Annotated in this window: 24 protein-coding genes and 1 pseudogene; 10 read left to right on the top strand and 15 right to left on the bottom strand. The window is 71.8% G+C overall.

Translation table 11 applies throughout. The features are described 5' to 3' along the window. Window positions 1-55: 55 nt before the first annotated feature. The gene (locus tag OG447_RS02940; protein ID WP_266934622.1) at window positions 56-406 is read right to left on the bottom strand and encodes a hypothetical protein; all 351 of its coding nucleotides are present in this window, start codon (window positions 404-406) and stop codon (window positions 56-58) included. Between the two features lie 55 nt (window positions 407-461). On the opposite strand from OG447_RS02940, the gene OG447_RS02935 reads away from it, so the two are divergent. Further along, window positions 462-1,178, top strand: coding sequence for a uridine kinase (locus tag OG447_RS02935; RefSeq protein WP_266938725.1), 717 nt, complete (start codon window positions 462-464; stop codon window positions 1,176-1,178). Window positions 1,179-1,470: 292 nt separating this feature from the next. Here OG447_RS02935 and OG447_RS02930 read toward each other — a convergent pair whose 3' ends face one another. Continuing rightward, the gene (locus OG447_RS02930) at window positions 1,471-2,166 is read right to left on the bottom strand and encodes a SigE family RNA polymerase sigma factor (protein ID WP_266934620.1); all 696 of its coding nucleotides are present in this window, start codon (window positions 2,164-2,166) and stop codon (window positions 1,471-1,473) included. Between the two features lie 173 nt (window positions 2,167-2,339). Between OG447_RS02930 and afsQ1 the strand changes: the two genes are divergently transcribed. From afsQ1 to OG447_RS02915, 3 genes are read left to right on the top strand one after another with little or no spacing between them, the layout of a single operon-like run. Beyond that, the gene (afsQ1, locus tag OG447_RS02925; protein ID WP_063754818.1) at window positions 2,340-3,017 is read left to right on the top strand and encodes a two-component system response regulator AfsQ1; all 678 of its coding nucleotides are present in this window, start codon (window positions 2,340-2,342) and stop codon (window positions 3,015-3,017) included. Beyond that, window positions 3,014-4,501, top strand: coding sequence for a sensor histidine kinase (locus tag OG447_RS02920; RefSeq protein WP_266934618.1), 1,488 nt, complete (start codon window positions 3,014-3,016; stop codon window positions 4,499-4,501). Before afsQ1 ends, OG447_RS02920 begins: the two co-directional genes overlap by 4 nt. Further along, complete coding sequence (locus OG447_RS02915; RefSeq protein ID WP_266934617.1) at window positions 4,485-5,138, top strand: hypothetical protein; 654 nt, start codon at window positions 4,485-4,487, stop codon at window positions 5,136-5,138. Before OG447_RS02920 ends, OG447_RS02915 begins: the two co-directional genes overlap by 17 nt. A gap of 320 nt (window positions 5,139-5,458) precedes the next feature. Here the strand turns inward: OG447_RS02915 and OG447_RS02910 are convergent, their stop codons facing one another. The 3 genes from OG447_RS02910 to OG447_RS32230 all read right to left on the bottom strand — a co-directional run bounded on the left by OG447_RS02910 (window position 5,459) and on the right by OG447_RS32230 (window position 6,378). Beyond that, window positions 5,459-5,695 (bottom strand): hypothetical protein, encoded by a 237-nt coding sequence (locus tag OG447_RS02910; protein WP_266934615.1) that lies wholly within the window; start codon window positions 5,693-5,695, stop codon window positions 5,459-5,461. Next, entirely contained in the window at window positions 5,692-5,976 is a 285-nt protein-coding gene (locus OG447_RS02905) for a hypothetical protein (RefSeq protein WP_266934613.1), read from the bottom strand. The genes OG447_RS02910 and OG447_RS02905 overlap by 4 nt, the downstream gene beginning before the upstream one ends. Before the next feature lie 255 nt (window positions 5,977-6,231). Then, on the bottom strand, window positions 6,232-6,378 hold the full coding sequence (locus OG447_RS32230) for a hypothetical protein (protein ID WP_323181718.1): 147 nt from the start codon (window positions 6,376-6,378) through the stop codon (window positions 6,232-6,234). A gap of 49 nt (window positions 6,379-6,427) precedes the next feature. On the opposite strand from OG447_RS32230, the gene OG447_RS02900 reads away from it, so the two are divergent. Together OG447_RS02900 and OG447_RS02895 are read left to right on the top strand one after the other, a co-directional pair. Next, entirely contained in the window at window positions 6,428-7,411 is a 984-nt protein-coding gene (locus tag OG447_RS02900; RefSeq protein ID WP_323181717.1) for a hypothetical protein, read from the top strand. Beyond that, window positions 7,396-7,929 (top strand): GNAT family N-acetyltransferase, encoded by a 534-nt coding sequence (locus OG447_RS02895; RefSeq protein ID WP_266934611.1) that lies wholly within the window; start codon window positions 7,396-7,398, stop codon window positions 7,927-7,929. The genes OG447_RS02900 and OG447_RS02895 overlap by 16 nt, the downstream gene beginning before the upstream one ends. 148 nt (window positions 7,930-8,077) lie before the next feature. On the opposite strand, the gene OG447_RS02890 is transcribed toward OG447_RS02895, so the two are convergent. The 3 genes from OG447_RS02890 to OG447_RS02880 all read right to left on the bottom strand — a co-directional run bounded on the left by OG447_RS02890 (window position 8,078) and on the right by OG447_RS02880 (window position 11,179). After that, entirely contained in the window at window positions 8,078-9,724 is a 1,647-nt protein-coding gene (locus tag OG447_RS02890) for a phospho-sugar mutase (protein WP_266934609.1), read from the bottom strand. Window positions 9,725-9,759: 35 nt separating this feature from the next. Beyond that, window positions 9,760-10,566, bottom strand: coding sequence for a purine-nucleoside phosphorylase (locus tag OG447_RS02885; RefSeq protein ID WP_266934608.1), 807 nt, complete (start codon window positions 10,564-10,566; stop codon window positions 9,760-9,762). Between the two features lie 175 nt (window positions 10,567-10,741). Beyond that, window positions 10,742-11,179 (bottom strand): gamma-glutamylcyclotransferase, encoded by a 438-nt coding sequence (locus OG447_RS02880; protein WP_215148387.1) that lies wholly within the window; start codon window positions 11,177-11,179, stop codon window positions 10,742-10,744. A 251-nt stretch (window positions 11,180-11,430) separates the two neighbouring features. On the opposite strand from OG447_RS02880, the gene OG447_RS02875 reads away from it, so the two are divergent. Next, entirely contained in the window at window positions 11,431-12,870 is a 1,440-nt protein-coding gene (locus OG447_RS02875) for an NAD(P)H-quinone dehydrogenase (protein ID WP_266934607.1), read from the top strand. Window positions 12,871-13,045: 175 nt separating this feature from the next. Then, window positions 13,046-13,999, top strand: a complete 954-nt coding sequence (locus OG447_RS02870) for a DeoR/GlpR family DNA-binding transcription regulator (RefSeq protein WP_266934606.1) — start codon at window positions 13,046-13,048, stop codon at window positions 13,997-13,999. Between the two features lie 189 nt (window positions 14,000-14,188). Here OG447_RS02870 and OG447_RS02865 read toward each other — a convergent pair whose 3' ends face one another. After that, on the bottom strand, window positions 14,189-15,949 hold the full coding sequence (locus OG447_RS02865; protein WP_266934605.1) for a biotin carboxylase N-terminal domain-containing protein: 1,761 nt from the start codon (window positions 15,947-15,949) through the stop codon (window positions 14,189-14,191). Between the two features lie 378 nt (window positions 15,950-16,327). On the opposite strand from OG447_RS02865, the gene OG447_RS02860 reads away from it, so the two are divergent. Then, window positions 16,328-16,786, top strand: a complete 459-nt coding sequence (locus tag OG447_RS02860) for a hypothetical protein (protein ID WP_266934604.1) — start codon at window positions 16,328-16,330, stop codon at window positions 16,784-16,786. Here the strand turns inward: OG447_RS02860 and OG447_RS02855 are convergent. From OG447_RS02855 to OG447_RS02830, 6 genes and pseudogenes are all read right to left on the bottom strand, one after another. Then, window positions 16,767-17,390 carry a nucleoside triphosphate pyrophosphatase gene (locus OG447_RS02855; RefSeq protein WP_266934603.1) on the bottom strand — a complete coding sequence of 208 codons (624 nt, stop codon included), beginning with the start codon at window positions 17,388-17,390 and terminating at the stop codon, window positions 16,767-16,769. The genes OG447_RS02860 and OG447_RS02855 overlap by 20 nt on opposite strands. 108 nt (window positions 17,391-17,498) lie before the next feature. Further along, a complete protein-coding gene (gene mmpB / locus OG447_RS02850) occupies window positions 17,499-17,636 on the bottom strand; it encodes a morphogenic membrane protein MmpB (RefSeq protein WP_266934602.1) in 138 nt (45 codons plus the stop codon). Window positions 17,637-17,746: 110 nt separating this feature from the next. After that, entirely contained in the window at window positions 17,747-17,875 is a 129-nt protein-coding gene (locus OG447_RS02845; RefSeq protein WP_266934601.1) for a hypothetical protein, read from the bottom strand. Between the two features lie 130 nt (window positions 17,876-18,005). Further along, a complete protein-coding gene (locus OG447_RS02840; RefSeq protein WP_266934600.1) occupies window positions 18,006-18,215 on the bottom strand; it encodes an acyl-CoA carboxylase epsilon subunit in 210 nt (69 codons plus the stop codon). Window positions 18,216-18,233: 18 nt separating this feature from the next. Further along, a complete protein-coding gene (locus OG447_RS02835; protein ID WP_266934599.1) occupies window positions 18,234-19,826 on the bottom strand; it encodes an acyl-CoA carboxylase subunit beta in 1,593 nt (530 codons plus the stop codon). Between the two features lie 295 nt (window positions 19,827-20,121). Further along, a pseudogene (locus OG447_RS02830) lies at window positions 20,122-20,647 on the bottom strand (RNA-guided endonuclease InsQ/TnpB family protein); the annotation flags it as partial. A gap of 81 nt (window positions 20,648-20,728) precedes the next feature. Here OG447_RS02830 and OG447_RS02825 point away from each other — a divergent pair. Continuing rightward, window positions 20,729-21,592 carry a biotin--[acetyl-CoA-carboxylase] ligase gene (locus tag OG447_RS02825; RefSeq protein WP_266934598.1) on the top strand — a complete coding sequence of 288 codons (864 nt, stop codon included), beginning with the start codon at window positions 20,729-20,731 and terminating at the stop codon, window positions 21,590-21,592. The last annotated feature ends 20 nt before the right edge of the window (window positions 21,593-21,612 follow it).

Genomic DNA, 21,612 nt, shown 5'->3' with positions numbered 1-21,612 from the left:
CCCTCGCGAACCGGCCCCGACAGCGAACCCCCGCGCTGTCGGGGCCTTCGCGTGCCTACTGCTTCGGGAGCACCGGGCCGAGCAGCGAGGACACGGCCGCGGTGGGCAGCTCGCCGACGGAGGGCCCCTGGGTCAGGATGCCGGTGACCGCGCCGGTCCCGACGGACGGGAAGTCCGCGACCTGGGTGGCCACCCCGTTGTCCAGCGGGTCCACCCCGGTGTTCGCGAGCGGGTTCACCTTCAGGTTCGCGATCGGGTTCGCTACTCCGGCCAGTGCGGCCGGGACGTCGAGTTCACTGGCCTGCGCCCCGCCGGCGGCCATCGCCAGGGCCGCGCCGGCCATCGAGACGCTCAGGCCCGCGGCGCGGAGCCGGTTCGGTCCGGAAGGAGCTGCGTGACGTGCCATGGGAATCCTCGCCTGTGGTCGTAGTCGCGTGCGCACGCAGCGTAGTTGACGTGTGATCCTGGATACCAACCGGCCACCTGGAGGATCCCCTACCCGGGGGAATGGTTCAGACTGGTGTCCCGTGAGCTCCTCCTCTCCTTCACCGACCCGCGTCGTCCTGCTGACCGGTCCGTCGGGCTCCGGCAAGTCCTCCCTGGCCGCCCGCTCAGGGCTGCCCGTGCTGCGCCTCGACGACTTCTACAAGGAGGGCGACGACCCCACCCTCCCCCTGGTCGAGGGCAGTTCCGACATCGACTGGGACTCCCCGCTGTCCTGGGACGCGGACACGGCGGTCGCCGCGATCGCGCGGCTGTGCGCGACGGGGCGGACGGAGGTGCCGGTGTACGACATCGCGACGTCCTCGCGGACCGGCACCGAGACCCTGGACATCGCCCGGTCCCCGCGCACCCCGCTGTTCATCGCGGAGGGCATCTTCGCCGCCGACATCGCGGCGCGCTGCCAGGAGCTGGGGCTGCTGGCCGACGCGATCTGCCTGCGCGGGCGGCCCTCCACCACCTTCCGCCGGCGGCTGGCCCGCGACCTGCGCGAGGGCCGCAAGTCCGTTCCGTTCCTGCTGCGCAGGGGCTGGCGGCTGATGCGGGCCGAGCGGGGCATCGTGGCCCGGCACGTCGGGCTGGGCGCACACGCCTGTGCCCGTGACGAGGCCCTCGGCCGCCTGGCCGCCGCCGCGGCCGGGCGCCACCGGGCCGGTTCCGCTCGCGCTCGGGCCTAGCTGGGTCAGTCCGGCTGCCGCGCCACTGCCGGGGCTCCGTCCCGGACCCCGCGCCTCAATCGCCGGCGGGGCTGGGTTCGGCTCCGGCGGGGCACCATCCAGCCCCTCCGGCGTTTGAGGAGCGGGGTCCGGGGCAGAGCCCCGGATCTTTGAGCCGCACCGGCCGCGCACGCAAAAAGGCGGGATCACGCGGACCCCCGACCGCTTGATCCCGCCTCTTCGCCCCCCCGCGAGCCCCCGTCCCACCCCCGTAGGACGGGCCCCCCGGCCCGATGGTTCTCGGTGTGCCGCGTTACGCGACGAGCTCCTCGAAGGACTCCGCCTCGTCGTGGCCGAAGCTCAGCGCCTCGTCGTCGCGAAGGCGGCGCAGCGAACGCCAGATGCTCGACTTCACCGTGCCGACGCTGATCCCGAGGATCTCGGCGATCTCCGGGTCCGTGCGGCCCTCGTAGTACCGCAGCACCAGCATCGTGCGCTGCGGCTCCGGGATGCGGGCGAGCGCCTGCCACAGCACCGCACGCAGCTCCGTACCGCGCATCGCGTCCGTGTCGGAGGCCTGCTCCGGCAGTTCCTCCGTCGGGTACTCGTTCAGCTTCCGCCGGCGCCACGCGCTGATGTGCAGGTTCGTCATCGTGCGCCGCAGGTAGCCGCCGACGGCCGCCTTGTCGGTGATGCGGTCCCACGCCCGGTACGTGGAGAACAGCGCGCTCTGCAACAGGTCCTCGGCCTCGTGCCGGTCGCCGGTGAGGTGGAAGGCCGTCGCGTAGAGCGCGGCCCGCCGCTCCTGCACGTACGCCGTGAACTCCGCCTCCGACGTGGAGGACGGGGTGCGCTGTGCGGGAACCGCCTGGTACTGGTTCGCGTCAATGGCTGTGACGTGTGCCGGCCGCGGACGGGCGACCGTCACCGTACGGACACCCGCCCGGCGGTTCACATCGTGCAGCCGCGTGACAACCGCGCTGGTCGTGGTGCTGTGCAGCGTGTTCATCTCGCGCCCCCCGTCGTGGAGTCTGCTTCGGTCCGTTGTGCGTTGGTAGAAGCCTGCCCCGCTGACATAACCGGGGTGTCCGCCGACTGTCACAGGCCTGTCACAGCCACCGTGACCGGATCTCCGCCGCACGAAGGTCGAAGTCCCAACGGGGGATGGGACAGAATGAGCCCGTGCCTTTCCTGTTGCTGATCGAGGACGACGACGCCATCCGCACGGCCCTCGAACTCTCCCTGTCACGCCAGGGCCACCGAGTGGCCACCGCGGCGACGGGCGAGGACGGCCTGAAACTGCTGCGCGAGCAGCGGCCGGACCTGATCGTGCTGGACGTCATGCTGCCCGGGATCGACGGCTTCGAGGTGTGCCGGCGGATCCGCCGCACCGACCAGCTGCCGATCATCCTGCTCACCGCGCGCAGCGACGACATCGACGTGGTCGTCGGCCTGGAGTCCGGTGCCGACGACTACGTGGTCAAGCCCGTCCAGGGCCGGGTCCTCGACGCCCGGATCCGGGCCGTGCTGCGCCGCGGCGAGCGCGAGTCCAGCGACTCCGCGAGCTTCGGGTCCCTGGTCATCGACCGCGCCGCGATGACGGTGACGAAGAACGGCGAGGACCTCCAGCTCACCCCGACCGAGCTGCGGCTCCTGCTGGAACTGAGCCGGCGGCCCGGCCAGGCCCTCTCCCGTCAGCAGCTGCTCCGCCTCGTCTGGGAGCACGACTACCTCGGCGACTCCCGGCTCGTCGACGCCTGCGTGCAGCGGCTGCGCGCCAAGGTCGAGGACGTGCCGTCCTCGCCCACCCTGATCCGTACCGTCCGCGGCGTCGGCTACCGCCTGGACTCTCCGCAGTGATCCCGGCGCTGCTCGCGGGCCGGCGCTGGACCAGCCTGCGGCTGCGGCTCCTCGTGGTGTTCGCGCTGGTCGCGCTGACGGCCGCGGTCTCGGCTTCCGGGATCGCGTACTGGCTCAACCGGGAGGCGGTTCTCACCCGGGTCCAGGAGGCCGCCCTCGGCGACTTCCGGCAGGAGATGCAGAACCGGGCCGCCGCGCTGCCCGCCGACCCGACGCCCGAGGAGATGCAGCGCACCGCCGAGCTGATGGCGGGCAGCAGCCCCGGCTACAGCGTGCTGCTGGTGGACGAGGGCAAGGACAGGCACCAGGTGTTCGGCGCTGCGGGCCCCGACTCCTTCGGGCTGGACGACGTACCCGCGTCCCTCCAGCACGCCGTGAACGACCAGCAGAAGATGACCGCGGCGAACGACTCCGAGTACCACATGTACTGGCAGCGGACGAAGCCGCAGGGCAATCCGTACCTGGTCGGCGGGACGCGGATCGTGGGTGGCGGGCCGACCGGCTACATGTACAAGTCCCTCGCGCAGGAGCGGGACGACCTGAACGCGCTCGGCTGGTCGCTGACCATCGCGACGGGTCTGGCGCTGCTCGGGTCCGCGCTGCTGGCGCAGGCCGCAGCCCGGACCGTGCTCAAGCCCGTGCAGCGGCTCGGTGACGCGGCGCGGCGGCTCGGCGAGGGCGAGCTGGACCACCGGCTCGACGTGTCGGGGACCGACGAACTCGCCGACCTGTCGCACACCTTCAACAAGACGGCCGAGGCGCTGGAGAAGAAGGTCGCCGACATGAGCGCGCGGGAGGAGTCGAGCCGGCGCTTCGTCGCGGACATGTCGCACGAACTGCGCACCCCGCTGACGGCGTTGACGGCGGTGGCCGAGGTGCTGGAGGAGGAGGTCGACGACCTCGATCCGATGATCGCACCGGCCGTCGCGCTCGTCGTGAGCGAGACCCGGCGGCTCAACAACCTCGTGGAGAACCTGATGGAGGTCACCCGCTTCGACGCGGGCACCGCCCGGCTGGTCCTCGACGACGTGGACGTCGCCGACCAGGTCACGGCCTGCATCGACGCGCGGGCCTGGCTGGACGCGGTCGAACTCGACGCCGAGCGGGGCATCGTGGCGCGCCTCGACCCGCGCCGCCTCGACGTCATCCTGGCCAACCTGATCGGCAACGCGCTCAAGCACGGCGGTTCGCCGGTGCGGGTCTCGGTGGTCGTGGAGGGCGAGTGGCTGGTGATCGCGGTCCAGGACAACGGTCCGGGCATCCCGGAGGACGTCCTGCCGCACGTCTTCGACCGGTTCTACAAGGCGAGCGCGTCCCGGCCGAAGTCGGACGGGAGCGGGCTGGGCCTGTCGATCGCCGTGGAGAACGCGCACATCCACGGCGGCGACATCACCGCCGCCAACGGGGCGGGGGGCGGAGCGCTGTTCACGCTGCGGCTGCCGGTGGACGTGGGGAAGGTGATCGCGGGTGACGAGGACGCGTAGGGTCCGGGCGGTGGTGCCGGCCCTGCTCGCGCTGGTCGCCGTGGGCTGCCTGCCGGGCTGTGGGATCAGGGCGACGACGGTCCCCGTGGACGTGGGCGCGGCGCCGTCCCGGGTGTCCTGCGACACCCCGGCGCAGCCGGGCGGGCAGAACACCGTGCAGGGCTTCCGGGCCACGCTGGAACTGGTCTGCGGATCGCAGCTGGTGGGCGTGGAACGGGTGGTTCCGGTGCCCGAGAAGAGGGTCCTGCGGGACCCCGTTGCGCTCGTGACGCAAGCGCTGCTGGAGGAGCTGGAGCGGACGCCGTCGGCGGAGGAGCGGGATGCCGGCTTCACCACCGGGGTGCCGTCGGGGCTGGCGGCGGTCGAGCCGCGTACGGGCGACCCGGTGGGCACGGTGCGGCTGAGCCGCAAGCCGGAGGACCTGCCGCCGGTGGCGCTCTCGCAGCTCGTGTGCACCCTGGCGGGCAGCGAAGCCGTGTCGGCGGGCCGGGGCCCGGTGGTCCTGGGCGGGCCGGACGCGGATCCGCCGCGGGCGTGGGAGTGCACCGACGCGGTCCGCTCCCGCCCGGAGTCGGTGCCGACCCTGGGCGAGATCGTCAGGCCGACCGCTTCCGCGGGGGTCCCGCCGCCGCGCTGACGGCTCGCCGCCAGGGCGCTGTATCGCGCGTGGGTGCGCGCGGGCCCGCCATCTCCCCCTCGACGGGTCCGGGGGCCGGGCAGCCGTGAGATGGGGGCCAGGAGCGGCCCCGTGGTCCGGCTACAGGAAGTACGGGGACTCGGCTCGGAGTTCTTGCCTTGTCTTGATGACCCGAAGCCCCTTGGGGTGCGTGGCTTCCCGGGTATTTGCGGTGCCCCCGTACAGGGGGCGCAGGATCGGTGTTCCGCCGCGCCGGTCCGTATAGATCCACTGACCGCCGCCGGGGCCGTCTTCGACCAGGTCCCCGATCTGGGCGGCGCTCACCGGGCACCGCCGGCGCGGGAGATGTCGGAGGCCGCGGTGGTCCACTCGATTCCTCCGCCAGGGGGGCGGATGTGGGCGATCTCCAGCAGACGGCCGCCGTGGCGTTCCCCGGTGACGCAGGTCAGGGTGCCGGTGAGGCCGTTCGCGATGTCATGGACGGTCTCACCGGTCAGCGGATGGTCGATGGGGTGCCACTCGCCGCCGGAGACCGAGCCCGAGACGCGGCCGGTCACCGGGACCACCCCTGGATGAGTGCGGCGGAGATTTCCGTGGGGTGTGCCGGTCTCAGGTATTCGGGGGTGGCGACCCACTCGCGGCCGCCTTCGAGCGGACGTACGTATCCGTAGCCGGGGAACGCGTCGGCCGGGGTGCCGTAGCGGGCGAGGACGCCCACGGCCAGGTGCTCGGGGGCTTCCATCGCACGGACGGTGGTGCCGGGCGCCGGCCACAGGTGGCGGGGCAGCGCGATGGCGCGCGGGAATCGGCGTTGGTGGTCCTGTAGCTGTGTCGTCATCGCCGCCGCCCTGGGTCGTGATCGCTGGGAATGGTGCGGGGGTGGTGCTGATCTCCAGTCAACGGCCATGAGACGGCCGGAGACAGGACAGGTTGGTGGGGGCAGGGGCGCAGACAACCGGAAGACTTTACGGCTGATTGACCCTTCGCCTGGATCGCCCCGTGATCGTGGGCTTACGGTCGGTGGCATGGCAGAGAACGCCGCACTGGGGGCGCGAATGGCTGATCTGGGTCTGACTCAGGACGAGTTGGCAGCTCAGATGAACGGCGCGCTCCAGTCGATCACCGGCAGACCGGGCAACGTGTCCGCGCGGAGCGTGCGGAATCTCGTGAACGGGACCACGACCAGGCCGATCGGCCGGACCCGGGCAGCGCTTGAGCAGGTGTTCGGATGTCCGATCACGGTTCTAGGGTTCGCCTCACCCGCACTACCAGCACCGCTGGAGGACCCCGTGCTACGCCGCACCTTCTGCTCTCTGACCGTCGGCGCGGCCGCCGCTGCCGCTGTTCCCTCCGGCCGCCGGTCGGTCGGTACTGCGGACGTGATCCGTTTGCGGGAGGGGATGAGCGGCCTGACCGCGCTGGACCAGACCCGGGGCGGCCACGGGGCGTTGGAGAGGGCCGCGCTCGCCAGGGCCGCCGAGGCAGTCGCGTTGCAGCAGCGGGCCGCCTCCCAGACCGTGAGGCAAAGGCTGTTCTCCCTCGCGTCGCACTACACGGCGTCGGCCGCCTGGTCGTGCATCGACGCATGCCAACCCGACCGTGCCCGCACCCATCTCGATCAGGCGCTGCGCCTGGCGGGGATGGCGCAGGACTCCATGGCGCAGATGCGGGTGTGGAACTCGACGGCGATGCTCGCGCACCAGTGCGGGCAGTTCGGGGAGGGAGTCGCCGCCTCCCTCGCGGCGCAGGCCACGACCACCGCCCGCCGAGACCCGCTGTTCGCTTCCCTGGCCCACGCGCGTACCGCGATCGGGCACGCCTCACGCGGCGACCGGCAACCGGCGCTGCGCTCCCTCGGCTACGCCGAAGACGCCCTGACCCGCGCCCACGCAGCTCCGCGGCCGCCGTGGATCGGGTTCTACGGGCCGGCGGAGCTCGCCGCGATCACGGCGATCGTCCGGGAGCTGCTGGGCGAGCCCGCGCACGCCGAGGCCGCATCCCACCGGGCGTTGGCCGCGCTCCCCGCCACCCTGCGCCGTAACCGGGCCATGACCATGGTGCGTCTCGCGCACGCGCAGCTCCGCCAGGGCGACACCGACCAGGCGTGCGCGACGACGGGCAAGGCGTTCGACCTGATGGCCGGTGACCCGATCCCGGGCCGGATGCGGACCCAGATCGGTGACTTTCACCGGGACTTGTTCACCCTCGCCCCCACAGACCGGGCGGCCCGCGAGTGGGGCGACCGATACCGCACCGAATGGAGCCCGCGTTGAGCGACATCACCCTGAGCCGCCACGCACACGATGATCTGCCCGCGATACGGCAAACCCTCCTGGAGGTTCACGCTGACGCGTACGCGGACCGCATCAACGAGGAGTTCGTCCAGCGCTTCCCCTGGTTCGTGGACCACTGGGGTGGCAACCCCGGTTTCACCTGCGTGATCGCATGGGAGTGCGATGTGCCCGTCGGGTTCTCTTACGGGGCCCCAGCCGCCGAGGGCCGCCAGTGGTGGCAAGGGCACCTCGACACCCCGCCGGCCGACCCGGCCACCCTCCACGTCTCCGAGCTGATGGTGCGCCCGAAGTGGCGCAGGACCGGCCTCGGTCCGCGCCTGCACGATGCGCTCCTCGAAGGCCGCGGCGAGGCATCGGCGGTTTTGACCGTGGACACCAGGCGGCCGCGGTTGCAGGCCATGTACGAGGGGTGGGGCTACCGGAAGATCGGCGAGAACCAGCCCTTCGCCGACTCGCCGGTGTATGCGGTGATGCTGCTGGAGCGGAGCGCCCGCTGACCGCAAGGAGCGTCGACATGACGAGCGATGCCCCGCCGGGTTCATCCGGCGGCGCCTCGAACGCCGGCCCCGCCGGGCTGCACCCGGATACGGTGACGGCCCCCTGAGCCGGACGGGGCTCGGGGGGCCGTCGGACTGGTGGGCGGGCTCAGATGCCCGCCGCGGCCGCCAGGTCCTTCTTGATCGCGTCCAGGACCTCCTGGCCGCGGGTGCGGGCCGGGGCCAGGTCGGAGGCCTCGGGGACCGGGACCACGACCTCCAGGTAGCACTTCAGCTTCGGCTCCGTGCCGGACGGGCGGACGATCACCCGGGCCTTGTAGTCGCCGTCCAGGTAGTAGCGCAGGCCGTCCGTGGGCGGCAGCGCGGCCGAACCGACCGACAGGTCCTCCGCCGAGACCACCCGCAGGCCCGCCAGCGAGACCGGCGGCTCCGCGCGCAGCGCCGCCATCGCCGAGGCGATGACCGACAGGTCCGACACGCGGACCGACAGCTGGTCGGTGGCGTGCAGGCCGTGGGCCATCGCCAGGTCGTCCAGCAGGTCGGCCAGGGTGCGGCCCTGCTCCTTCAGCTCCGAGGCCAGCTCCGCCACCAGCAGGGCGGCGGTGACGCCGTCCTTGTCGCGGACGCCCTCGGGGTCCACGCAGTAGCCGAGCGCCTCCTCGTAGCCGTAGCGCAGGCCCTCGACACGGGCGATCCACTTGAAGCCCGTCAGGGTCTCCTCGTAGCCCACGCCCGCCGCCTCCGCGATCCGGCCCAGGAGGCTGGAGGAGACGATGGACTCGGCGAAGACGCCCTCGGCGCCCTTGTGGACGAGGTGGGCCGCGAGCAGCGCGCCGACCTCGTCACCGCGCAGCATCCGCCAGCCGCCGTTGTCCGGGACGGCCACCGCGCAGCGGTCCGCGTCCGGGTCGTTGGCGATCACGATGTCCGGGTTCACCTCGGCGGCCTTCGCGAAGGACAGGTCCATCGCGCCCGGCTCCTCCGGGTTGGGGAAGGCCACGGTCGGGAAGGCCGGGTCCGGCTCTGCCTGCTCGGCGACCAGGACCGGCTCCGGGAAGCCGTGCCGGGCGAAGGCCGCCATGACGACGTCCTTGCCGACGCCGTGCATGGCCGTGTAGACGGTCCGCACGCCCCGGGGGGAACCGGGGGTCAGGACGGCGTCCGTACGGGCCAGGTAGGCCTCCAGGACCTCGTCGCCGAGGTCCTCCCAGCCGGCCGGGGGGCGCTGGACCGAGGCCAGCGGCCCGATCGCCGCGATCTGCGCCGCGATCTCGGTGTCCGCCGGGGAGACGATCTGCGAGCCGTCGCCGAGGTAGACCTTGTAGCCGTTGTCCCGGGGAGGGTTGTGGCTCGCGGTCACCTCGACGCCGGCGACGGCGCCCAGGTGCCTTATGGCGTACGCGAGGACCGGCGTCGGCAGCGGACGGGGCAGGACGGCCGCACGCAGCCCGGCGCCGGTCATCACGGCCGCGGTGTCGCGGGCGAAGTCGGCCGACTTGTAGCGCGCGTCGTAGCCGACGACGACCAGGCCGCCGGCGTGGCCCTGGGCCTTCAGGTAGGCCGCGAGGCCCGCCGCGGCCCGGATGACCACGGAGCGGTTCATCCGCATCGGACCCGCGCCGATCTCGCCGCGCAGCCCGGCGGTGCCGAACTGGAGCGTGCCGGAGAAGCGGTCCGCCAGCCCGGCGGTGTCGCCCGCCTCGATGATCGCGGCGAGCTCCGCCGCGGTCTCCGGGTCCGGGTCCTCGGCCAGCCAGGCCTGCGCCCGGGTGATCAGGTCGTCCTGTTCCTGCACTACTTCCGCCTTACCTCTCGTACGGTCCCGGTGCCTCAGATGCGGGCGAGGACCTGGGTCAGCAGCTTGCCCATGCGCGCGGCCGAGTCACGGCCGGCCTGGAGCACCTCTTCGTGGTTCAGCGGCTCGCCGGAGATGCCCGCCGCCAGGTTGGTGACCAGGGAGATGCCGAGCACCTCGGCGCCGGCCTCACGGGCGGCGATGGCCTCCAGCACGGTGGACATGCCGACCAGGTCGGCGCCCATGACGCGGATCATGTTGATCTCGGCCGGGGTCTCGTAGTGCGGGCCGGGGAACTGGACGTAGACGCCCTCTTCGAGGGTCTCGTCGATCTCCTGGCACATCGCGCGCAGACGCGGCGAGTACAGGTTGGTGAGGTCGACGAAGTTCGCGCCGATGATCGGCGAGGTGGCCGTCATGTTGATGTGGTCGCTGATCAGGACCGGCTGGCCGGGCTGCATGCCCTCGCGCAGACCGCCGCAGCCGTTGGTCAGCACGACGGTCTTGCAGCCGGCGGCGACGGCGGTGCGCACGCCGTGGGCGACGGCGGCGACGCCGCGGCCCTCGTAGTAGTGGGTCCGGCCGAGGAAGACCAGGGCGCGCTTGTCGCCGATCTTGTACGAGCGGACCTTGCCGCCGTGTCCGGCGACGGCGGCCGCGGGGAAGCCGGGCAGCTCGGTGATCAGGAATTCGGCGTCGGGGGTGCCGAGCGCCTCGGCGGCGGGGGCCCAGCCGGAGCCCATGACGAGGGCTACGTCGTGGGTCTCGGCGCCGGTGAGCTCACGCAGACGCGCGGCGGCGGCGTCTGCGGCAGAGTGGGGATCGGTAACAGATGCGTTCACGCAGACGAGCGTAACCGCTGGATGCCTACGCGCGTAGATGGCACAGCTCACGGTGTTCGGATCGTTGCTTTGTCGTTTCCGCCGAAACGTCCCCCGACGGGTGCGAGGACCTCTGCGCCGCCGCCGGGGCTCTGCCCGGACCCCGCGCCTCAAACGCCGGCGGGGCTGAGATGGCTCAGCAGGGGCGCTTGCGCAGTTCCATCACGTAGTCGTGCGGAGCGCCGGCGGATTCCGCGGCGTCGGCGAGCTCGCCCAGGTAGCGCGCCGAGGGCAGCCCGCCCTCGTAGCCGTTCAGGACGTACACCCAGGCCGCCTCCTCGCCGTCCAGCGTGTGCACGCGCACCCGCATCCGGCGGTAGATGTCGAGCCCGACGCCCTCCCAGCGGTCCATCGAGTCCTCGTCCAGCGGCGCGATGTCGTAGAGGGCCACGAAGACCTGGTGGCGCGGGGCTTCGACGATCGTGGCGAGTGCGCCCTCCCAGCCCATCTGCTCGCCGCCGAAGGTCAGCCGCCAGTCGTTGATCCAGCCCGTGCCGCGCAGCGGCGAATGGGGAGCGCGGCGCGTCATCAGCCGCGGGTCGAGGTTGCCGGCGTACGCGGCGTAGAGCGACATGAGGTCGAGGGTACGGGAGGGGTGGCGGTGACGGCGTGCCCGGACGGAGGGGACCAGGGCCTGTCTTTCGGATCAGGCCGGGCCCGTGGCGTGTCCGGGCTGTCCGGCCCCCTGATCCCCCGGACCTCCCCTCGGCGCGAAGCACCTTGGAGCGTGCGGGACAATGGGGCACGGAATGCATCCCCCGGGGAGACCCCCCGGACCCCCGGCCGGGGCGGCAGCCGGCCGGGTAGACGTGAGGCGGACTTTTCGTGACCCGGATCGTGATCATCGGCGGCGGACCCGGCGGGTACGAGGCGGCCCTGGTAGGGGCCCAGCTCGGCGCGGAGGTGACCGTCGTGGACTGCGACGGTCTGGGCGGGGCCTCGGTCCTGACCGACTGCGTACCCTCCAAGACTCTTATCGCGACCGCCGAGGTGATGACCACCTTCGACTCGTCCTACGAAGAGCTCGGCATCGTCGTCGCGGACGACACCCCGCACATCGAGCAGGCCGCGCGCGTCGTCGGCGTGGACCTCGGCAAGGTGAACCGGCGCGTCAAGCGCCTCGCGCTCGCCCAGTCGCACGACATCACCGCCTCCGTCACCCGGGCCGGCGCCCGTGTGGTGCGCGGCCGCGGCAAGCTCGGCGGCCCGCAGGGCATCGACGGCACCCGCGACGTGATCGTCACGGCGGCCGACGGCTCCGAGCAGATCCTGACCGCCGACGCGGTGCTGATCGCGACCGGCGGGCACCCCCGCGAGATCCCCGACGCGATGCCCGACGGCGAGCGCATCCTGAACTGGACCCAGGTCTACGACCTGGACGAGCTCCCCGAAGAGCTCATCGTGGTCGGCTCCGGTGTGACCGGCGCCGAGTTCGCCGGCGCCTACCAGGCCCTCGGCTCCCGGGTGACCCTGGTGTCCTCCCGCGACCGGGTGCTGCCGGGCGAGGACCCCGACGCGGCCGCCGTCCTGGAGGACGTCTTCCGCCGCCGCGGCATGAACGTGATCTCGCGGGCCCGCGCCGAGTCCGCCAAGCGGGTCGGCGACCGGGTGGAGGTCACCCTCGCCGACGGCCGGGTCATCTCCGGCACGCACTGCCTGATGGCGGTCGGCGCCATCCCGAACACGGCGAACATGAACCTGGAGGAGTCCGGGGTCCGGCTCAAGGAGTCCGGCCACATCTGGACCGACAAGGTCTCCCGCACCTCCTCGCCCGGCGTGTACGCGGCCGGTGACGTCACGGGCGTCTTCGCGCTCGCGTCGGTCGCGGCGATGCAGGGCCGCATCGCGATGTACCACTTCCTCGGCGACGCGGTGGCCCCGCTCAACCTCAAGACGGTGTCCTCGAACGTCTTCACCGACCCCGAGATCGCCACCGTCGGCTACACCCAGGCCGACGTGGACGCGGGCCGGATCGACGCCCGCGTGGTGAAGCTGCCGCTGCTGCGCAACGCGCGCGCCAAGATGCAGGGCATCCGGGACGGTTTCGTGAAGCTGTTCTGCCGTCCCGGCACCGGCATCGTCGTCGGCGGCGTGGTCGTGTCGCCCCGCGCGAGCGAACTCATCCACCCCATCTCGATCGCGGTCGACAACAATCTGACGGTCGAGCAGATCGCAAACGCGTTCACCGTGTACCCCTCGTTGTCGGGATCGATCGCCGAGGTGGCACGGCAACTGCACGCGCGGAAGGCCGACGGGGAGGCGTAACCGCCACGAACCCCCGCACACCGTAAGGTTTTTGGGGCGGGGCGCCGTGGTGGCGCGAGAGGTTGACGCAGTCGACCGACCGCGTATACCACTAGTCGCCCCGTCTTATGGACAACTTCGGTATTCCGGCGCAAAGAGCTGAAAGCAGACGGTCGTTGGGGTTACTGTCAGTTTCGTGTTCGCTGCAGAACGTCGCCAATTGATCCTCGAAATGGTGCGGGCCAACGGAGCGGTGTCGCTCCGGGAGCTCGCCCGCGTCGTCCAGACCTCCGAAGTGACCGTACGGCGGGACGTGCGGGCACTGGAGGCAGAAGGACTCCTCGACCGCCGACACGGCGGTGCGGTCTTGCCGGGCGGTTTCACGCGGGAGTCCGGCTTTCCGCAAAAGTCCCATCTCGCGACGGCGGAGAAGACCGCCATTGCCGATGTCGCGGCCTCCCTCGTCGAAGAGGGCGAGGCCGTCGTCGTCGGCGCGGGCACCACGACCCAGGAGCTGGCCCGCCGGCTCGCCCGGGTGCCCGGACTGACCGTCGTCACCAACTCGCTGCTCGTCGCCCAGGCCCTGGCGCACGCCAACCGGGTGGAGGTGGTGATGACCGGCGGAACCCTGCGCGGCTCCAACTACGCCCTCGTGGGCAGCGGGGCCGAGCAGTCCCTCCAGGGCCTGCGGGTCTCCCGGGCCTTCCTGTCGGGCAGCGGCCTGACCGCCGAGCGCGGGCTGTCCACGTCCAACATGCTCTCCGCGAGCGTGGACCGGGCGCTGGTGCAGGCGGCCGCCGAGGTGGTGGTGCTGGCCGATCACACGAAGCTCGGCACCGACACCATGTTCCAGACCGTGCCGACCGATGTGATGACCCGGCTGGTGACGGACGAACCGCCACCGCACGACGACCGCGCGGCCACCGAGTTGCAGGCGCTGGCGGACCAGGGCGTGCAGATCACCGTGGCGGGCGGGGCGTCTGCCTCCGGCGGGGTGGACGGGATGCAGGGGCGGCGGCCTCGACGGGACTCCCCGCTGCCGGTGCAGAGGCGGGGCGGGCCCACCGCTCAGCTGCGGAGTGCGCCTGGTGGGTTGCTGGAGCAGCAGGCGTCGGAGCGGGCGCGGGTGGCGGATATGCGGCGTCGGTAGCCTGCGGCGCCGTGTCCTGGGGCTCCGCCCCAGACCCCGCGCCTCAAACGCCGGCGGGGCTGGATTGTGCCCGGCGGGGCCGGGTGGTGCCGCGCAAACGCCGGCGGGGCTGGAATGGCCGCATGGCGGCAATTCCAGCCCCGCCGGCGTTTGAGGCGCGGGGTCCGGGGCGGAGCCCCGGCAAGGACGTCAGTCCTTGATCTCGCAGATGGTGGCGCCGGAGGTGAGGGAGGCGCCTACCTCGGCCGTCAGGCCCACGATGGTGCCGGAGCGGTGCGCGTTGAGCGGCTGCTCCATCTTCATCGCCTCGAGTACGACGACCAGCTCGCCCTCGGTGACCTGCTGGCCCTCCTCGACCGCGACCTTGACGATCGTGCCCTGCATCGGGGACGCGAGGGTGTCGCCGGAGGCGGCGGGACCGGACTTCTTGGCCGCGCGGCGCTTCGGCTTCGCGCCACCGGCGGCGGCCGTGCGGGCGAGCGTCATGCCCAGCGAGGACGGCAGCGAGACCTCGAGGCGCTTGCCGCCGACCTCGACGACCACCGTCTCGCGGCCCGGCTCGTCCTCGGTGTCGTCCGCGGCCGGAGCGGTGAAGGCCGGGATCTCGTTGACGAACTCGGTCTCGATCCAGCGGGTGTGGACCGTGAAGGGTCCCTCCGCCGGGGCGAAGGCCGGGTCGGCGACGACGGCACGGTGGAAGGGGATGGCCGTGGCCATGCCCTCGATCTCGAACTCGGCGAGAGCGCGGGCGGCCCGCTGGAGGGCCTGCTGGCGGGTGGCGCCGGTGACGATCAGCTTGGCCAGCAGGGAGTCCCAGGCCGGGCCGATGACCGAGCCGGACTCCACGCCCGCGTCGAGGCGGACGCCCGGACCGGACGGGGCGGCGAACCTGGTGACCGTGCCGGGGGCCGGCAGGAAGCCGCGGCCCGGGTCCTCGCCGTTGATGCGGAACTCGAAGGAGTGGCCGCGCAGGACAGGGTCCCCGTAACCGAGCTCCTCGCCGTCGGCGATGCGGAACATCTCGCGGACCAGGTCGATGCCGGTGACCTCTTCGGTGACCGGGTGCTCGACCTGGAGACGGGTGTTGACCTCCAGGAAGGAGATCGTGCCGTCGGTGCCGACCAGGAACTCGACCGTGCCGGCGCCGACGTAGCCGGCCTCCTTCAGGATCGCCTTCGAGGCGGCGTACAGCTCGGCGTTCTGGGCCTCGGAGAGGTACGGCGCCGGGGCCTCCTCCACCAGCTTCTGGTGACGGCGCTGGAGCGAGCAGTCACGGGTGGAGACGACGACCACGTTGCCGTGGCTGTCGGCCAGGCACTGGGTCTCGACGTGCCGCGGCTTGTCGAGGTAGCGCTCGACGAAGCACTCGCCGCGGCCGAAGGCGGCCACGGCCTCGCGGACGGCGGAGTCGTACAGCTCCGGCACCTCTTCGAGGTTCCGGGCGACCTTCAGACCGCGACCGCCACCGCCGAAGGCGGCCTTGATCGCGATCGGCAGGCCGTGTTCCTTGGCGAACGTGACGACCTCGTCGGCCCCGGAGACCGGGTCCGGCGTACCGGCGACGAGCGGCGCGCCGGCGCGCTGGGCGATGTGCCGGGCGGCGACCTTGTCGCCGAGGTCGCGGATGGCCTGCGGCGGCGGGCCGATCCAGGTCAGGCCCGCGTCGATGACGGCCTGCGCGAACTCCGCGTTCTCGGACAGGAACCCGTATCCGGGATGGATGGCGTCCGCACCGGAATCGGCTGCGGCCTGCAGGACCTTGGAGATGTCCAAGTAGCTGGCGGCCGGGGTGTCACCGCCCAACGCGAAAGCTTCGTCGGCCGCGCGGACGTGCAGAGCGTCCCGGTCCGGATCGGCGTAGACGGCTACGCTCGCGATTCCGGCATCCCGGCAGGCCCGAGCAACGCGGACAGCGATTTCGCCACGGTTGGCGATGAGCACCTTGCGCACGATGGCTCCCTCCTTGAAACAAGCTGAGTTTAGGGACAGCCCACACGGCCTTACGACCCTTATCCAGTGGTGAGCTTGCCCACACGGAGTGTGATTCGAGTCCGTCTCTAGGCTGGAAAGCCCTTGTGGCGCCCCTCGTAAGGGGGATCGCCGACTGCACAGTAACCCCGTCGCATCGTCGGGGTCGCTGTGCTCCAGGTCAGCGGGCCCGGGCGATTCTTTGTCGAGTCCCTACGAACGGCCCATGAATTCTTTGCTTGATCACTGTCCGGAGCCCCTGGCGCAACGAAGCCGTCCGAACCCCTTGTCCGTACGTTTACCCGTTAGTAGCCTCCAGGGCGTCGAACAGGCTTGTGACGTGAGGGGGGTGGAGTCATCGTGCTGCGAAGACTCGTGGCCGCGCTGGCCGCGATCGTGCTCGTCGCGGAAGCGGCGGTGCTCGTACTCGTCCATGTCGTGCTCGGCCGGACCACGGCCAGCCAGTCGATGTCCATCGCGGGCAGCGATCCGAAGGTCATGTCCAAGGCGACCTATGCGCTGGGGGCGGGCATGGGGGCCTTCCTCGTGCTGTGCGCCGTACTCCTCGCCGTCGCCGCACTGCGGGACCGGGCCCCCGGCCGGTCCGCCCGGATCGTGCTCATCACCGCCGCCGTCACCCACGGCCTGCTCGGCGCGATAGCCGTCGCCGTCGTCGGGTGGCCCGCCTTCGCGGCGGTGATGGTGATCCTCTGCCTCCTGGTCCTGGCCCTGACGCTCTACGCGGCCCAGCCCGCCCGGACCGGGATCCAGGACGCGCCGCCGCCCGCGCCCGGGGAGCTCAGGCCCACAAATCCGTGATGGATACACCCAGTTCGCCCAGCAGGGAGCGCAGCAGCGGCAGCGACAGCCCGATCACGTTCCCGTGGTCCCCGTCGATGCCCTCGATGAACGGCGCCGACAGCCCGTCCAGGGTGAACGCCCCCGCCACGTGCAGCGGCTCGCCGCTCGCCACGTACGCCGCCACCTCGGCGTCCGTCGGCTCGCCGAACCGGACCGTCGTGGACGCCGTCGCCGAGACCTGACGCCCGCTCGCCGTGTCGATCACGCAGTGCCCGGTGCGCAGGACGCCCGCCCGGCCGCGCATCGACTTCCAGCGGGCGGTGGCCTCCTCGGCGTCCGCCGGCTTGCCCAGCGCCTCCCCGTCCAGCTCCAGCACCGAGTCGCAGCCGATCACCAGGGCGCCCGCGGCCTCGTCCAGGGCCGCCACGACGGCCGCCTTCGCCTCGGCCAGCGCCAGCGCCAGCTCGGCCGGCTCGTCGTGGTCCAGCGCGTCCTCGTCGAAGCCGCTGACGATGACGTGCGGGGCGAGCCCGGCCTGGCGCAGCAGGTTCAGCCGGGCGGGGGACGCGGAGGCGAGGACGAGCTGGCGCCCGTTCGCGGGCAGCGGGTGGTCAACAGTCATGGGGTCATCGTAGGGGCGCGGCCGGGCCCCACCGGGGGCGGTCCGGCGGTCCGGCGGTCCCGGCCCGTCGCCAGGACAGGGCGGGGAGAGCCCGACGTGCCTACTCGTCTAGAAGCTCATGTCCACGCCCAGGACGTACACCACCACGAGCATGGCGACGGCGAGCACCACGGTCAGCCGCCGGATCATCGCCTGCGCGTCGCGCATGTCCTTGGGCGGCTCGTTCTTCGGGTCGGACCAGAGCATGCCCCGATCCTGGCCCCGAGGCTGGTGTGGCGCCTGAGTACGGGTACTCAGGCGCCACCGTCCGTTCCCGCCATCTTTCCCCGGGTCCCCTACGGCTTTCCCGGGATTCCCTACGGCTTGGCGCCGGAGGGCTGCTTCCAGAGCGTGAGCTTGCCGGCGTAGCCGGGCGGGTCGTACGTCCGGCCCGACGGCTTGACCTCGGTGATCTGGAGCATCGCGAGATTGCCCTTCGAGGTCACCGAGCACAGGACGTCGCCCGCGACGATGGCGTCGGCGCGGAGGGCTGGGCGGACGGCTGCGCCGGCTGCTGCGCCGGGAGGCGGGGCGTGGCCGCGGGCGTGCGCCCGCGGCCACCACCGCTGCCGGGGTCTATCCCGGCCAGTACGTACGGCCCCACGCGCGCGGCCCCGGCTGCGGCAGCCGGTGGCGCGCCACCCGGGCCGGAGCCGACCACTCGTCCGCCACCCGCTGCGCGCCCGACGGCTGGGAGGCCAGCGCCGCGGCGCGCGCTTGGACCACCGCCAGTGCGGCGGCCAGCTCCTCCGGCGTCGGGTTGCCCTTGACGACCTTGATCACCACAGAGACCTCCTGGAAGGGCTAGAGGGGGATGTTGCCGTGCTTCTTCGGCGGCAGGGACTCCCGCTTGGTGCGCAGCTGCCGCAGCCCCTTCACCACGTGCGCCCGGGTCTCGGACGGCATGCTCACCGCGTCGATGTAACCGCGCTCGGCGGCCGTGTACGGGTTCAGCAGCGCGTCCTCGTACTCGGCGATCAGACGGGCCCGGACCTCCTCCACCTCCTCGGGAGCGGCCTCCGCGATGGTCCGGCGGTGCAGGATGTTCACCGCGCCCTGCGCGCCCATGACGGCGATCTGGGCGGTCGGCCAGGCCAGGTTGAGGTCCGCGCCGAGGTGCTTGGAGCCCATGACGTCGTACGCGCCGCCGAAGGCCTTGCGGGTGATGACGGTGATCAGGGGGACGGTGGCCTCGGCGTAGGCGTAGATCAGCTTCGCGCCGCGCCGGATGATTCCGTTGTACTCCTGGTCCGTGCCCGGCAGGAAGCCCGGGACGTCCACGAAGGTCAGCACCGGGATGTTGAAGGCGTCGCAGGTCCGCACGAACCGTGCCGCCTTCTCGGAGGCGTTGATGTCCAGGCAGCCGGCGAACTGCATCGGCTGGTTGGCGACGATGCCCACCGGGTGGCCCTCGACCCGGCCGAAGCCGGTGAGGATGTTCGGCGCGAAGAGCGACTGCGTCTCCAGGAACTCCGCGTCGTCGAGCACGTGCTCGATCACGGTGTGCATGTCGTACGGCTGGTTCGCGCTGTCCGGGATCAGTACGTCGAGCTCGCGGTCGCTGTCGGTGACCTCGGTATCCGCCTCCTCCGGGAACGCCGGCGGCTCGGACAGGTTGTTCGACGGCAGGTACGCCAGCAGGGACTTGACGTACTCGATCGCGTCCTTCTCGTCCCCGGCCATGTGGTGGGCGACGCCGGACGTGCTGTTGTGCGTCCGCGCCCCGCCCAGCTCCTCGAAGCCGACGTCCTCGCCGGTGACCGTCTTGATGACGTCGGGGCCGGTGATGAACATGTGCGAGGTCTGGTCGACCATGACCGTGAAGTCGGTGATGGCGGGGGAGTACACGGCGCCGCCCGCGCAGGGCCCCACGACGAGGCTGATCTGCGGGATCACCCCGGACGCGTGCACGTTGCGGCGGAAGATCTCCCCGTACATGCCGAGCGCGCTGACACCCTCCTGGATGCGGGCGCCGCCGGAGTCGTTGATGCCGACGAGCGGGCAGCCGGTCTTCAGGGCGAAGTCCATGACCTTCATGATCTTCTGTCCGTAGACCTCGCCCAGGGCGCCGCCGAAGACCGTGAAGTCCTGTGAGAACACGGCGACCGGGCGGCCGTCCACCGTGCCGTACCCGGTGACGACGCCGTCGCCGTACGGGCGGGTCTTCTCCAGCCCGAAGTTGGTGGAGCGGTGCCGGGCGAACTCGTCCAGCTCCACGAAGGAACCCTCGTCGAGGAGGAGCGCCACCCGCTCACGCGCCGTCAGCTTGCCCTTGGCGTGCTGCTTCTCCACGGCCCGCGCCGACCCGGCGTGGGTGGCTTCGTCGATGCGGCGCTGCAGGTCCGCGATCTTCCCCGCGGTGGTGTGCATGTCGATCGGCTCTGAGGGTTGTGACATCGGGGTCGCGGCTCCCTGCGTGGTGTCAACGGCCTGGTCAATTGATTGACTACTGCTGGCTACTGGTGCGTAGCGTAACGGCGGGCATGGCGCTCGGCAGTGCGGCGTTTGACACACCTACTGTGGGTTGCTTGGCCTCGCCACCTTCCCTAAAGGGAGGGGATCCCACCCTCGCGGGTGGGACTTCCTGCTTCATCGCGCGCTGCCACGTCCGGGAGGACTCCCGCCGAGGACCTACGCCCGCTCCACAGGCAGACACCGCCAGCCCGGCGGCCAGAAGGTTGATCGCCGCGTTCTCGTGGTTGGTGATCTTCTCGCCGGTGGACAGGGTGAGGAGGGTTGTCAGTCCGGCATCGATCCCGACCGCCTGTGTGGCAGGCGGCAGCAGGGCAGGTGTGTCCTCGAACAGCACGGAGACGAACCAGCGGCCAGCCGAGTCCCGGGACACAGTCACGGTGGTCGGCTCCGGTGTACTCGGCGCTTGCCCGGGACTTCCGTTTCGACTTGAACCGCGGGTAGCGCGACCGTTTCCCCCAGAAAGCGGAGGAAGCGCTCTGCAGATGCCGTAGCGCCTGCTGGAGGGGCACGCAGGACACCTCGCCGAGATAGGCCAGTGCCTCAGTCCGCTTCCATGCGGTGAGCATCGCTGAGGTCTGTGCGTAGTTCACCCGTTCTCGGCGAGTCCAAGCCTCGGTGCGGGCGGAGAGCGCCAGGTTGTAGACCTTCCGCACACACCCGAGTGTCCTGGACAGCTCCATTGCCTGCGCGTCGTCAGGGTAGAAACGGAACCTGAATGCCCTCTTTACCGCAGAATTCCCCACAGGCCGGAAGCTAGGGTCAGTCAAGATCCGAACGCAATCCCGGGTCAGAGGATGACACACGGCGACATAAGGAATCCGATCATGCCATCAGATGCCTCAGCAGGTGCTTCCGCCGGTCGTTGGTCGAGCCTGGAGCGGCCGCCCCTGAATGCCGCCGCGCTCCAGCGGGCCGTCGTCACCGAGGGCGGGCTGTGGACCTCCCTCGACGTGGTCGCGGCCACCGGGTCCACCAACAGCGACCTCGCCGCCCGGGCCGCAGGGCTGCCCGAGGGGGCCGTACTCGTCGCCGAGGAGCAGACCGCCGGGCGCGGGCGGCTCGACCGGAGCTGGGTCGCACCGCCCCGGTCCGGGCTGTTCTTCTCCGTCCTGCTCAAGCCGGGCGACGCGGTCCCGCAGGAGCGGTGGGGCTGGCTGACCCTGCTGGCCGGGGTGGCCACCGCGACCGGCCTGTCCCGGGCGGCGGGCGTGGACACCGCACTCAAATGGCCCAACGACCTGCTGGTCAGCGTGGACGGCGAGGAGCGCAAGACCGGCGGGATCCTCGCCGAGCGGGTCGCCGACGGCGTGGTCCTCGGGATCGGGCTCAACGTCACCCTGACCGAGGACGAGCTGCCGGTGCCGGCCGCGGGCTCCCTGGCTCTGGCCAAGGCCTCCGTGACCGACCGGGACCCGCTCCTGAGGGCCGTACTGCGCTCCCTGGAGCAGTGGTACGGGAACTGGCGCGCCTCCGGCGGCGACCCGGCGGCCAGCGGCCTCCAGGAGACCTACGCGGCGGGCTGCGCCACCCTGGGCCGGCACGTGCGCGCGGAGCTGCCCGGCGGCCGCACGCTCACCGGAACGGCCGAAGCGGTCGACACCGACGGCCGCCTGGTCATCCGTACGGCGGAAGGACAGCACGAGGCGGTCGGCGCGGGCGACGTGATCCACCTCCGTTCCGTGCACTGACGGCCCCGGTCCGGCCCGTC

The organism is Streptomyces sp. NBC_01408 (assembly GCF_026340255.1).
GTDB lineage: Bacteria > Actinomycetota > Actinomycetes > Streptomycetales > Streptomycetaceae > Streptomyces.
Note: the sequence above shows the minus strand (reverse complement) of the source record. Positions and strands in the feature narration are given on the sequence as shown.

Coding starts and splice junctions, on each gene's coding strand:
- OG447_RS02940 (WP_266934622.1), bottom strand. CDS start 406: ATGGCACGTCACGCAGCTCCTTCCGGACCGAACCGGCTCCGCGCCGCG.
- OG447_RS02930 (WP_266934620.1), bottom strand. CDS start 2,166: ATGAACACGCTGCACAGCACCACGACCAGCGCGGTTGTCACGCGGCTG.
- OG447_RS02905 (WP_266934613.1), bottom strand. CDS start 5,976: ATGACGACACAGCTACAGGACCACCAACGCCGATTCCCGCGCGCCATC.
- OG447_RS02895 (WP_266934611.1), top strand. CDS start 7,396: ATGGAGCCCGCGTTGAGCGACATCACCCTGAGCCGCCACGCACACGAT.
- OG447_RS02880 (WP_215148387.1), bottom strand. CDS start 11,179: ATGTCGCTCTACGCCGCGTACGCCGGCAACCTCGACCCGCGGCTGATG.
- OG447_RS02855 (WP_266934603.1), bottom strand. CDS start 17,390: ATGACTGTTGACCACCCGCTGCCCGCGAACGGGCGCCAGCTCGTCCTC.
- mmpB (WP_266934602.1), bottom strand. CDS start 17,636: ATGCTCTGGTCCGACCCGAAGAACGAGCCGCCCAAGGACATGCGCGAC.
- OG447_RS02835 (WP_266934599.1), bottom strand. CDS start 19,826: ATGTCACAACCCTCAGAGCCGATCGACATGCACACCACCGCGGGGAAG.
- OG447_RS02825 (WP_266934598.1), top strand. CDS start 20,729: ATGCCATCAGATGCCTCAGCAGGTGCTTCCGCCGGTCGTTGGTCGAGC.